Origin of the sequence: Anaerotignum propionicum DSM 1682 (genome assembly GCF_001561955.1) — a bacterium.
Lineage (GTDB): Bacteria > Bacillota > Clostridia > Lachnospirales > Anaerotignaceae > Chakrabartyella > Chakrabartyella propionicum.
Genome location: NZ_CP014223.1, coordinates 2,946,705 through 2,960,256 on the forward strand (window position 1 = coordinate 2,946,705; position 13,552 = coordinate 2,960,256).

At 39.2% G+C, this 13,552-nt stretch carries 8 protein-coding genes and 1 tRNA gene; 2 read left to right on the forward strand and 7 right to left on the reverse strand.

Translation table 11 applies throughout. The annotated features are described in order from the left end of the window. Positions 1-8: 8 nt before the first annotated feature. The 3 genes from CPRO_RS13890 to CPRO_RS13900 all read right to left on the reverse strand — a co-directional run bounded on the left by CPRO_RS13890 (position 9) and on the right by CPRO_RS13900 (position 2,742). On the reverse strand, positions 9-935 hold the full coding sequence (locus CPRO_RS13890; RefSeq protein ID WP_066053135.1) for a flagellar hook-basal body complex protein: 927 nt from the start codon (positions 933-935) through the stop codon (positions 9-11). Between the two features lie 92 nt (positions 936-1,027). Further along, positions 1,028-1,531, reverse strand: coding sequence for a flagellar hook assembly protein FlgD (locus CPRO_RS13895; RefSeq protein ID WP_066053138.1), 504 nt, complete (start codon positions 1,529-1,531; stop codon positions 1,028-1,030). Between the two features lie 2 nt (positions 1,532-1,533). Beyond that, positions 1,534-2,742 (reverse strand): flagellar hook-length control protein FliK, encoded by a 1,209-nt coding sequence (locus CPRO_RS13900; protein WP_066053142.1) that lies wholly within the window; start codon positions 2,740-2,742, stop codon positions 1,534-1,536. A 627-nt stretch (positions 2,743-3,369) separates the two neighbouring features. On the opposite strand from CPRO_RS13900, the gene CPRO_RS13905 reads away from it, so the two are divergent. Beyond that, positions 3,370-3,442: transfer RNA gene (locus CPRO_RS13905), tRNA-Arg, on the forward strand. A gap of 324 nt (positions 3,443-3,766) precedes the next feature. Here the strand turns inward: CPRO_RS13905 and CPRO_RS13910 are convergent. The 4 genes from CPRO_RS13910 to CPRO_RS13925 are packed head-to-tail and all read right to left on the reverse strand — an operon-like array spanning position 3,767 to position 11,308. Next, positions 3,767-8,953, reverse strand: a complete 5,187-nt coding sequence (locus CPRO_RS13910; RefSeq protein ID WP_066053144.1) for an S-layer homology domain-containing protein — start codon at positions 8,951-8,953, stop codon at positions 3,767-3,769. Further along, a complete protein-coding gene (locus CPRO_RS13915) occupies positions 8,940-9,548 on the reverse strand; it encodes a PilZ domain-containing protein (protein WP_066053147.1) in 609 nt (202 codons plus the stop codon). The genes CPRO_RS13910 and CPRO_RS13915 overlap by 14 nt, the downstream gene beginning before the upstream one ends. A gap of 52 nt (positions 9,549-9,600) precedes the next feature. Then, positions 9,601-9,909: an EscU/YscU/HrcU family type III secretion system export apparatus switch protein gene (locus CPRO_RS13920; protein WP_066053150.1), complete on the reverse strand. Its 309-nt coding sequence runs from the start codon at positions 9,907-9,909 to the stop codon at positions 9,601-9,603. Next, on the reverse strand, positions 9,896-11,308 hold the full coding sequence (locus CPRO_RS13925) for a hypothetical protein (protein WP_066053152.1): 1,413 nt from the start codon (positions 11,306-11,308) through the stop codon (positions 9,896-9,898). Before CPRO_RS13925 ends, CPRO_RS13920 begins: the two co-directional genes overlap by 14 nt. Positions 11,309-11,434: 126 nt before the next feature. On the opposite strand from CPRO_RS13925, the gene CPRO_RS13930 reads away from it, so the two are divergent. Then, positions 11,435-13,537, forward strand: coding sequence for a chemotaxis protein CheA (locus CPRO_RS13930; protein ID WP_200777688.1), 2,103 nt, complete (start codon positions 11,435-11,437; stop codon positions 13,535-13,537). Positions 13,538-13,552 lie beyond the last annotated feature (15 nt).

Sequence of the window (13,552 nt, forward strand, 5' to 3'; positions counted from 1 at the left end):
TAGTAAAATTATCGTTTAATATTTACAAGCTCTTCAAGCATTTGGTCTGTAACGGTAATAATTCTTGTATTTGCTTGAAACCCTCTCTGAGTTGTTATCATTTCAGAGAATTCCTTTGCTAAGTCTACATTTGACATTTCCAAACCATAGTTCAAAATTTTTCCTGTCGTACCTTCACCAGGTTTATATGGTACAATATAACCTGTGTTTTCACGAATGGAGTAGTAGGGTCCCTGTGTTTTCTCAAGGGCATTGGGGTTAGGTACATTTGCGATAGCAATCATACCAACACTCACTGTTTTGCCTGCGGAGTCGGTACCTGTAATTTCACCCGTTTTAGAAATACTGATACTGTTCAGCTTCAAAGGTGTTCCAGAACTATCCCCAGGAGTAAGAAGTTTGCCATCCTTGTCAACATAAGGCACACGGATTGGTTGTAACGTACCCTCATTCAGCGCACCATCTTTATACATAAACCCATAGATTACATTGCTGCTTCCATCAACAAGGAATCCATCACCATCAAAGGTAAAGTTACCTACTCTGGAGAGTGTATACTTGGACATTGCAGCAGACATTTCCTTGGGGTCTGTCTTTATTTCAGTTTCGCCATTCTTTTGGCCTACAATAAAAAATCCCTGTCCATCAATCATACAATCCATGGAGCTATCAGTTGGTGCATAAGAGCCACTGGAAAACATAAGGTCAATGGTTCCTACCTGAGAACCATAACCAACCTGGGAAGGGTTGGAACCACCAAAAACATCATTACCGCCACTGGAGGAGGATGTTGTTTGATATATAGATTCCTTAAAAGTTACTCTTCCGGCTTTATAACCAAAAGTATTTACGTTTGCGATATTGTTACCGATAACGTCCATTTTTTGCTGATGTGCTCGGAGCCCTGCAATACCCGAAAACATTGACTTTACCATACTATGAAATCTCCTTTCGCATTGCTATCGAATTTACATTATTTTTATGCATATCTCATTGCTTTTTGACTTCTCTGGGACCATCAAGCAGATTAATCACCCTCTGCACCTGTTCCATTTCCTCCGGTGCCATTCGTCTCACTACTTGTAGGTTCAGAAGTATCTTTCTCAGGAAGTTTTCCGACGGACATAATGGCTGATAATTTATAACTTTTTCCATCCACAAACACGACCTGCTCTCCAGAATACATACCTGTGGCAGTGACCGTTCCATAAACTTCCGTTAACTTTCCACCGCTGCCTATCTGCGCTACGGTGACATCCTTCCCTACTAGAGAAGCCGCATAAGAAATTAATGAAACATTGGTAATATCAGTGATTGATTGTATTGTGGACATCATAATCATCTGATTCATAAACTCGCTTGTATCCATGGGGTTTGTCATATCTTGGTTTTGCAGTTGGGCAGCAAAGAGTTTAAAAAAATCTTCCATGTCCAAAGTGCTTTTTCCCGTTGCCTTGCTGGTTTGCTCACTATTGGCTTTTGTCGTAGCACTGGTGGGAATATTTGTCATATAATTATTAACAGAAGCCACCCTTACACCTCCATCGTTTCAATATTTTCAATGCCTAAACGAAGTTTTTGAGCAAAATCCAAATCTGCTTGCTCTTGCTCTTTATTCCTGTTGTTGGAATCCCCTTGATATTGCCCCTGGCCTCTTCCATCAAAATTTTCACGGTTTGTATTTTGTCCTTCTGCCTTATCATAAGAAATATTCACATTTGCTTCCTGCATCAGGCTAGACTGAACTACCTTTGACAAAGAATCCAAATTTGTAGCCAGCAGTGTTCTTGTACTCTCGTTGCTACAATTTAGGGAAACAGATATTTTGCCATTCTTCATAGCAAATTCCACCGCAATCTCTCCCAAGTCTTTAGGATTTAGCTTAATGCTAACCTTTTGTATCTCATTGTTGACCTTTTCAACCACCATATTTCCAATTTCTTCAGCAACCTGTTTCCAAGAGGTGTCTAAAGAGGGATCTCCCACTTTAATCATCACTACAGAATCATCGGACCCCTCAGCTCTCAGTGGTTTTAAGTCTGTTACTATAGAACTGCTTTCAATATTCCTGTTTTCCTCAGAGAAAGCGCCTTCCGTATTCTGCTCCTTCGGGAATGCGCCTTGTTTTATTTCAACCGTTTCATGAGGATTTTCCGCAACAGCTTTCAGTGTGAAATCCTGTTTTTGCAAGGGTTGAGTACCCTCATGGGTCTCATTTTCCATCACCGGTTGCGCCGCATATTCAAGCGGAACAACTCCCCTTGTTTGTTTTTCTTCAATTCCCATTGGAACAGGAATTGTTTGCAAGCCATCCATATTTACTTCCTGTATGGCCTTTTGCATATCCCCTTGTGCCGCAGCAAGCGTGTCCACAGGGGCTTGTTCCCCCGCAGGAACTCTGACCAATTTTGCCAACTGAATTGGGTCAAGCATAACAGTAGACGATGCAATGAATGCAGCTAACTCGTTAACACTGCTTCCCTCATCCATAGTTACCCCTTTGTCATCAGTTACTTCCTTGCCTTTGGTTGTTCCCTTTCCTCCCTGTGCAACTTCATTGCTTGCATCCTTCAAGTCCTTCTTGGCATTATTCGCCTGACTTTTGATTTCAGGGGATTTCCTTGATGATACATTTTTTATCATGTCTTTAAAGCTATCCTCTGATTTGCCGTTCTTTGGCCGTAATTCCACTTTACTATTTTCAGAAATATTCAAATTTACTGAAACAGGCGTAGTATTCAAGCAATCACCCCCTTAAACATAATGACTTACCTCATTCTTACCATTTGAAACTTGTAAAATTAGAGCTAAGCTTTTATCTTTTTCATATTATATAACTTCCTGATTTGGATAAAAAATTTATAGCATAGGAAGTTTTTATCATGATTTTTTTGCAATTTTATAGCTAAATAATGCATAATTTCTATAGGTGATATACACTACCCAACAAAAGCTAGGATTTTACCAGAACATTACATTTACTAATAAATACCCACTTCTATGCATACATCGTCAATATATGCCAAATTCAGCTAATAACATATCTATAGTAGCATAATGCCCCCTCTTTTTCAATAGAAAGGCCTCTCATTTAATAATTAGTTTTTGAATATTTATTATCTAACCGGAAGGGTTTGTTATTTGTTCCTTCCTATATAATTCGTTCTCCGATTTTATACAATAACATCACTGATAATAACAAAAAAATACATTTTTGTATTGGTAAAAATACCCTCCGTCTGTAATAAATGCTGTTGTAAAACGTCAATTTGCTTGAAATCAAGATTTTCTCAAATATTTCACAAAAAATAACATAATAATCGTTTGACATCCCATCTTAATCCATGTAAAATATACAGTGCAGTTTATGCACTCTTAGCTCAGGGGATAGAGCGTTCGGCTCCGGACCGAAAGGCCGCAGGTTCGAATCCTGTAGAGTGCAGAAAGAAGAGCCCTAGAAACCAAGGTTTCTAGGGCTTTTTCTTTTTATAAAAGTTTGGAATCGGATTCAATTTCCTGTATGGTGATATTTTTTTCTTGTTAATCATTCATACAGTGTTCATACCCAACTGAAAACAACAGAAATCATTTCTATTCCAAAGCTTCTATATCTGTGTAACCTCCATAAACAATTTCTAAGCTTATTAAAAGTTATAAAAGCTTTACACTAGTAAACAAAAAAACAGGCAGACAATTAAATTTGTCTGCCTGAAAAGAACCTTTGTGGTATTGACGACTTCCAAAACGTAGTACTTCTGCTTTTCTCTTACGAAATAAATTGCTGTGTCCAGAAGGATTTGGCCCTAATTCCACCCTCTAATTCCTTATCTACAAATTTCATATACAAAAATCCAGCAATATTTGTATTCTTATCAGATAACGCATAAGGGAAATTTATTACCGAATTATTGTAAATACCACTAAACCTTATGGTAACAGAGGTTAATGCCCTTTCACCTGAATCTGTACTTGCAGTTTTATAGGATATTACTTCAAGTTTCATATTCCCTGAATCTTCATTTTCAGCAAGTCCAATCTCCAGTCCCTGTTTGAACACAGTAACATCCAACGGCTTTAAAGCCGCCTCTTCCTCAGGAAGATAGAACATTGGCTCAGAGAAAGTTAAGGTTAACGTACCCTTATACGGTGTTTGTGCATAAATATCTCCGTAATTTGTAATAACTGTATCTGCAATTACTGTTGGTTTTGATTTATCCGCCGGCGTAATATTGATTACCTTAATAATAGTAGAATCGCCACCACCAGCAGGGCTTTTTGCCACTGCATAGAAATTGTAATATACATTTCTCTCTATATTATTAATGGTAATGGTTGCTCTGGCTAATGTGTCTCCCTTACTGATTTTTGCCGAAGCAGAGCCAAAATCAATGGGTCTGTATGCGATATTTTCCTCTCTCTTTCGGATAAAATCTCCATCAATTACCGTTTCCAAAGGCATGGACTGCTTATTAAACACAATCCAATCAATATCTGCTTCCTTATCAAGGGCAATATCAATAATTGCAGAATTCTCCAACCTATCCCTGATATATGCACTATTCAGCTTTGGAGCTGCAACAGAAACGGTAGTAAATTTAATTTCCTTCATCGGGGAAGTTGCCGCCGGTGTTCCCTTCAAGAAGCAATACATTACATAGTTCACATTGGGCTTTAGGCCTTCAATTCTAAACTCGTACTCTGTCTCTGCACTTAAAATAGGAAAGCTGCCATAAACGCCATCTTGGGGTTTGTATGTTCCATTCATAATACCATCCGTCGTAGGATTTACCACTGTTCCTTCTTTTGCAATCAGGTAATAGAAGGTTGATTGCTTTGTTACCATTACCAACGGTCTAATCAGGGTATCCCCCACCTTGCTAGCCCCTTCTGCGTTTACAAGAGCAGGATATCCTGTTGCAAAATCCGGAATGATGGTATCTGTGAAGTACACCTTCACACTGAAATCTTTAGGATAGTTTACCACTGTAACCTTTCCTGCACCAATGGCTTCCGTAAGTCGATCCGTTGGATTATCGGAAACAGGGCTCAAGGCTGAACTGCCGCCTATAATGCATTTAACGCCGAAAATAACTGTGCTGGACCAACCTTTTTTCACCGTATCTCCATTGATTGAAACAATCTTTATTCCGTATTCCGTCTGCTTTAAATCTTTAAATCTTTCATAGTTATACTGATTATCTTCATCAGGGTCCCCAAAAATTTTATCCTTTATATTTTGAAGTGATACTGACTTACCCTTTTCCACGATAACAATACTTTTCCCTCCAGAAGTAACTTTTGTAAAGTTTGCACTGCCCTTAGGCTTTTCATATACCTCAAAGCCTACTTTTTCATTACTCTGGAACACAATGTCATAAAAAATATTATCGTTTGTTTCTGTAACCTGAGGTGTGAGCTCAAAGGACATGTCTATATCCGCCGAGGAAACCGTTTCCATAATCTCTACCATAGGTGCCACGGTATTAAAGGAAGGCAAAAGGGTTTTCTCATCCATTCTGTTTCCCGAGGTGTCCGCAATTTTATTTAGCTCAAATTCATATGAATTTCCGCTGTTTAATCCCAATATTCCTTTGGGGAAGGTAACCACAGTTTTCCCATCAATATCCTCTACCAGAACCTTGGAGAAATCAATTGGAACTACAGGCCTTCTTAATGCAGACAAATCATACAAAGTAATATTTTTCTCAAGCTCGGATTTATCCAACGTAGAGAGCTTTTTCTTCGTAGCGTTATCTACAACCTCTTCACTGAATTTGATGCGAATTTCGCTTCCTGCAACCACATCGCCGCTAATGGTTTCTTCAAACTCCAAAACAGCTTTAGGCGCAGTGAAGTCTGCTGTTTTCACATCCATGTAAATTACATTGGAAATATTATTAAAACCGTCTTGCGCTACAATATAAAGGTTATATGGCGTTTCCGCCGCCAATCCTGTGATACTGATTTTTCCCTCTGTATTTTGTTTCGCAGTCACCTTACCGTTCTTTAGACCGCTATTGCCCAACACAACCTGATTTTTCGCCTCATCGGAATCCAGTGTTGGCTGCGCTCCACCGGGAGTTGCAGGAAGGGGGAAGGTATCGCCTTTTTTGCACAATACATAATAAATCGTTGCGTTTTCATTTACCTTAAACTTAACATCCAAGGATTTATCCGCCACCTTGTCCAATGCAGGATATCCATTGGCAAAAACGGGAGGTGTTAAATCTGCCGTTTGAATTTGAAGCTTGGCAATTGCCGAGCTTGTCAACCCATCGGTAACAAGGATATAAAAATCATACTCAGCAAATTCCTTTAAGCCATTTACCGTTAAAACTTTCTCCTCGTTCTTCTTGCAGTCTTCAAGAACTCCCATATTGGTCGCACCGGAAATTACTTGTGCTTTCAGATTCACTTCCGTGGGAGCGATACTACCCTTAGGAAGAATGGCCCAATATGCTTTACAATTTTTAGTTACATTTACCGCGATGTCGGCAGATAAATTTTTTATCGACTGTACTCTGGGATAACCTGTTATAAATTCAGGCTTAGCTTCAATGGAAATTTTCTTAATTTCCGATAAATTACCACTCTTATCCTGAGCAACAAGATACACATCATACTCCGATTCAGGCTTTAAACCGGATAATTTGATTAAGCTCACCGTATCAGCCTTCATATTTGTGGACTTACCAATCTTTTCAGCGCCCTTACCTTTGATTACCTGCTGCTTTGCATCATCAGAGGAAATGAGAGGTGGGTCTGCATCAGGCCGCTCTTTTACAGGGAACGAAGTTCCACCCTCGTAAATTGCATAATAAACAAACCCTTCTTCGTTCAGGCTAACCCCAATTTCAGTGCTTGTTTTATCCGTAGCGGTAATTTTGGGATAACCTAAGTTAAACTGTGGTGGAGTAGCATCAGTTGTGTTAAAGGAAAGTCTTGTCACCGAAGATTCGTTGGTACCGTCGGACAACAAAATATAGCAATCATAGCTGCTTAATTCCTTCAAGCCTGAAATATCAAGGGTTCCCCCCTCATATTTCAAACACTTTGTTTTTATGCCATTTTTCACCGCTCCATAGAGCTTTTGAGATTTGAGACCTTTTGCATCCGGCGCAGGATATCCCTTTTCATACACCGCCCAATACATATCACTGTCTTTTAAAGTAACATATTCAATGGCAGCTGCCACATCTGTAACCGACTTTATTCGGGGATATCCGGATAAGAAGCCGGGCTTACTGTTATCCTTGGTGGTAAAATTAGCCGTTTTTCTGGCACTTCTATCATCTCTGTCATCCACCAAAACTGCTGACAGCGTATACTCCATGTTCATTTCAAGGCCTGTAATTCTTACAGTGTATTCCTTATCTGACTCCACTGGAATAGAACCATTTTTCTTGATTTCCGTATTATACTTTCCGGGCTTAATCAGCTCATCTATGCTGGTTCTGCCATCCTCATAGCGAGTAATCGCCCAATAGATAACGCCGGGCTTATTTGTTTTAAATTTTGCCACTGCATCTGCAGGACCAACATCCTCCATTTCCGGATAATCCACTAAAATTTTAGGGCCTGAGGATGCCTCATCCGCATCCTTGCTTGTCATGTTTTTTCCTTTTACATTGGCGGTTAAGCCTGGTCTTACCTCAATATCATCAGGTAGCATTTCAATCTTACTGCCTGCGGAGTTTACTTTTAGATATCCAATTTCACCGGTACCGGAAATATCCACACCTACATCCAAATACGCACCATTTACATAGGTATTGCTATCTAAGAAAACCTTGCTGTTTACAGCCTCTTCATCAATCACCAGGTTTTCCACGGTATCCTTGTCCACATACAGATTATTTTGAGATCCCTTTACTGTTACCTTATCAAATAGTCCTGCCAAGTGAAGTGCTGTTTTTGCTGGTCCATTCAATACAACATTCTTAAAACCACCGCCTTTGCTGGCCATTTCCTCCAGATAGGCATTGGTTTTCACTAGGGTTTCATCAACAATTGTATTCCCCGTTAACTTAATAGACTTAATGGAACCCTTTGTATCGGGGATAATAAGGTTGGTAATGGTACAATCTTTAAAGGTTATACTGCTTTTACCCGCCTGACTTTCCCCTGTTCCGTTTACAATTACTTCACCCAAAACAAGCACATTGTCAAAAACCGTGCTCCCAAGGCCAACACCCCCTGTAATATAAAGGTCTCCCCTAATTACAGTATCCTTCAGGGTGACCCCGGAAGCAGCTATGGTTACATTTCCATTTTGCGTGCCTAAAGTTCTTGTACCCGAATGGTTCACCAGTTCACCAACAGCATCTGTAAGGACCTTTGCCACCTCAGCTCTGGTGATATTATTTCCTGGCTTAAAGGTATTGTCCCTATAGCCCGAAATAAAGCCTTTTGATGCCGATGTATTTACAAAGCCCCTGCTCCAGTTTGCAATATTGTTGTTATCTGCAAAAGAAGAGGTCATTCCCGGTGATTCCTGAATCTGCAAATTTCTGCCCAATAAAGCAATGGCCTGCTCTCGAGTCAACAGTGCTTTGGCATTGGCAGTTCCTTTTCCATCGCCGGAAAAATACCCTTGGTTATAAGCAATAGCAATATCCTTGGCATACCATTCAGTTCCTTTAATATCTTTAAAGGGGGTTTTTCCTGTTTTGGTATAACCGAAGGTACGATTAATAATTGATATAAATTCTGCTCGAGTTATGGGCTTATCGGGATTCATATTTCCATTTTTATCCCCACTCATAAGCCCTCTGTTATATAAATTACGCATAAAGGATTCCGCCCAATGGTTCTCGTTCCCCATATTAAACGAAGCAGCATATGCGTTTTCCGTATGTACAAAGCTAAAACTCGTCACAGTCATGGCTACAGTCAAAGCAAGTGCGGCCATTCTCTTCATTTTACTGTGCAACGATCTCTTAAACTGCATCATTTTCATCCATCCTTTTTCGTCTGTAGTTGATTGCTTGTATCTTAAATACACTTGCCCTTAACAAGCACTCCTCAGTTCTTAACAGACCAAGAAATTCGCATCCGTAGGCAAATTGATTATAACTTGCCTCCTCTCTGCGTAAAATCTTGAACTTCACCAAAATTGGTGTATCTATCCAATTGGTCAAAAACTCAAATTCATTTTCCGCACTCAGTTCTTCCTTGCAAACAATGCACATACCGCCACAACTTAAATCTCTAAGTTGAACCTCAACAGGAATATCCTTCCCATTCTTGGTGTAGAAAATCGTTGTTTTCATATCAACCTCAACCCGAACATCTCTATGTAATAACGGTGCTAAATTTCTCACTTCCTGTAAATGAAGCTTGCCATAGGAAATTTCAGTGATATCAGCATCAAAAATCTGATTAAACTTATCCTCCACCTGAAAAACAACCTTTTCTCCTTCATGAAACTGATTTAGCGTAACCTCTTCATAGGGAACCAAAAAAGTAACACCACTCCCCAAAAAACTCAAATCCGCATAATCAATTAAATTATTTTGTTCGTCCAATAAAATACACTTAATTGACATTGTCTATCCCTCCAAGCGATTCCTCTCTATTTTGTACGTTTGCCTCTAGGCGCTAGCCCTTTGTCGTATCTGTTTCAGAGTCATTCCGTATATTTGACGGTGAAAACTTTAAAAAATATACATATATATCAACAATTGCTTTATATAGTTCCTCCGGAACCTCTGCGCCAAGCTCAAGTCTGGATAAAATCGTAGCCAAGGAGGTATCCTCATAAACAGGCACACTGTTTTCAGCGGCAAGCTCCACAATTTTTTCAGCCACATGGCCCATACCCGAAGCCACAATCACTGGGGCCACTTGATCGCTGTCATATTTCAAAGCTACAGCCTTTTTGTTAATTTTACCACTATATCTTGACATTGACAGTATTTTTCCTTTCATAAATTTTAGGAAATACTTCTGATATGCTGATTGGCGCTTTGCTTTTTTCTACAGAAATGGATTTAATTGCAAGCCCATTTCGCTCCATAATCTCTGTCAGCCCTGCGCGGATTCCTTTATCCAGCGCAAGCACTTTTTCCGGACAGAACAATTGCATATCGATTTTCCCTTTGCTATGCAGTATAATTAAGTCAAAAAAACCTACGTCTTTTATATCGAACTTAATCAACAATTTTGCCTTTCTCTCATCCTCCCCTGTCTTCCCCTCCTCATCATCAGGATCAATCCAAAGCTCAGAAAACATCATTGTCCCATCCACATTTAAGGGCAGGGTCATGTGCATCAACGGCACATATACGCTTTCGTTTAAAAGCATTGAGGATAAAATCCCCTTAAACATATCTATATTTTCGTAGCCAGCCTCTCCTTTTATTCCTCTTTCCAAAATATCAATCAGCTTTTGGTTATACTCGTTTCCCTTGCCATCCTCCCCGTGCATCTGCACCAGCACGTCAGCAAATGTTTGGGAATCTATATTGCCAAGCTTATCCTTTATTACATTATAATTCATAATGCCTTCAAATGCATCAATAAATCCATTTTTATTTGCATTTTCATAGCGAGCAATGTTTAACATCAAAGAGGAGATGATATCTCTGACCCGACCAAAATCATTTGTATAACTAATATATTTCGATAAGAAGGGAATCATTTCTTTTTTTAGTATTTCTAGATTTTTTGACACATCCCCAGGCTTTGCATTTTGATCCAAAAGCTTTGTAATTTCCAAAAGCTGAACAGAATAACTTTTGGGCAGGCTTTTGGATAAATTGGATAAATCAATGACAATGCTATTCAAAATATGCTTGCTGGAAGTAAAATCGTTATATTTTTTTAATAAGTCCAGTATTTTAAAATTTAAATCTGAGGAATTCGATTGGGCAAGGGCTCCTCTTAAAAAATCGAAAAAAGCTCCAGAAAACTTTGTTGCACCATCCGCCTGATTTTTCAAATGCACCCCAAGCTCTTCCTTGGAGAGCTTGATCATCTCAAGAAAACGAGAAATTTCTTCTGCAAAATTTTCATCAATCCCTGAATTTACCATGTTCCCCAGTTTTACAAACAACAAATCCCCCATCAGCTCCGTCATGGAAGGTGTTTCTTTTAAGGCACGCAAAAAACCTTCATAATTTGACCTATGGTTTTGTACAAACTCATTCTGCTGATAATCTGCATTCGTAGATTTACTGTCAGGTCTTGTCACTTTATTAATATTTGTTATATTATTAATATTAGGATCACTTGTTGTGATGGGATTCGTTCTGGAAGCATTTTCATATCCCGATACAGGAGTAGTGACTTTCATAATATTTGACATTAATTCACATCCTTTCCACTAAACTATTATATTTTCCCTCTTTTTGTCGAATTAAATATGTAGTATAATTAACCAAAAGGTATAAAAAATGGTATAACATATTCTTTACTAAGGTGGTGCTCAAAAATGAACAACGGCATGGATAGTATGATCGATATGTATCTTTTCGAAACAAATTCTCTACTGGAGCAGCTGGAAAACATCATGCTTGAGGCGGAAAAGGCAAAGGCTTTCTCCTCCCCAGATATTGATGAAATCTTCCGAATCATGCACACAATCAAAGGTTCCTCGGCAATGATGGAATTTGATTCTATCTCTAAAGTTGCCCATAGATTTGAAGACCTTTTCTTCATCTTCAGGCAAAACAATACAACCGATTCCTTGTCTGAAGGGATGCGCAAAGAACTTTTTAATTTAATTTTAAGAACGAATGATTTTATGCGCACAGAAGTGGCAAAAATCGAGCAAAATGAACCTATCTCTGATAATATCGACCATTTTATAAACGATATTAATACTTTTATTGAAAAATTGAATGCAGATGAGCCAAGCACCTTGGAAGCCGCTGAAATGACAAACGCACCCGCTGAAAATAACGTAACACAGAATAGTGCTGTTTTGCAATCTATTCCCGCAACCACATCTCCTTATATCATTAAGATCCTTTTTGATGATGGCAGCGGTATGGAGCATTTGCGTGCTTTTATTGTAAAAAATGCAATATCCGACGCCATCGGTAACAATTTTAAGTTTTACCCTGAGGATGTGGAGCATAATTCAGAGACCTGCAATTATATTATTGATCATGGTTTTTTCATCTTCTTGGATGATGAATCTGTTATGGATGTAACCATAGCTGCAATAAAAAGTGCACCAAACATTGCATCCTTCGAAGTTATTGCCAATCCCACTGTTGAGGCTGCAAAAGCTGAGGAAGCAAAACCGGAATTACAGCTAAAGGAATCCACCCAGAGTGTGACTCCAAGCCAAAGCAAACCAGCTAAAGGAAGTAACCCCCCTGCTACGCAGACACAACAGACAAAGCAAAGCATTATCAGTGTAAATTTATCAAAATTAGACAGCCTAATGGCAATCGTGGGAGAAATTGTTATAACCGAATCCATGGTCACCTCCTCCCCCGATTTAAAGGGATTGAAGCTGGATAATTTTTTGAAATCAACCAGACAACTTAGAAAACTGACAGATGAACTGCAAGATATTGCTATGTCCATGCGTATGGTTCCCATTTCCGGTGTATTTAATAAGATGAACCGCATTGTCCGGGATATGGGCCAAAGCTTGAATAAGGATGTACGCCTTACCATTATCGGTGAAAATACCGAATTGGATAAAACAATTGTAGACAGTATCAACGACCCATTAATCCATATCGTCAGAAATGCTATGGATCACGGCATTGAAGAAACTGTAGAAGAAAGACTTGCCACCGGCAAGGAGCCTCAGGGCGAAATCGTTTTGGAAGCAAAGCATACCGGCAGCGATATTATGATTACAATTTCTGATGACGGCGTCGGCGTAAATACAGAAAAGGTATTGGAAAAAGCAAAAAGGAACGGCATTTTAACGAAACCCGAAAGTGAATATTCAAAAAGAGAAATTCTCATGCTTCTTCTTGCCCCCGGTTTTTCCACAAACGAAATCGTTACCGAATTCTCCGGTCGAGGCGTTGGCATGGATGTAGTAAAACAGAATATTGAAAAGGTTGGCGGTATCGTTTCCATTGAAAGCGAATTGGGCGAAGGCACTTGTATTACGCTGAAAATCCCCTTAACTTTGGCAATTGTGGATGGCATGGAAATCGCCGTAGGTAAATCTACCTTCACTCTCCCCATCACAAATATCAGACAGTCTTTCAAATGTACGCAAGATGAAATCATTTATGATTCTTTGGGTCATGAAATGATTGAGCGCATGGGAAATTATTACTCTATTGTTAGACTGCATAAACTTTACAATTTGGAAACAGAAGTTACGGATATTGAAGAAGGTATTTTAGTATGGGTTGAAGCTAGCGATATCTCCTATTGCCTGTTTGTGGATTCTTTTATCGGGGAACAGCAAGTGGTTGTTAAACCTCTGCCACCATACCTGAACGGTTTTAATATTAAAAACTCCGGAATCGCAGGCTGTACTATTCTGGGTGATGGAAATATCAGTATTATCTTAGATGCGCTTAGCCTGCAAACAGCATTTGAAAATTCATTATAAGGGGGGAATGTTTCA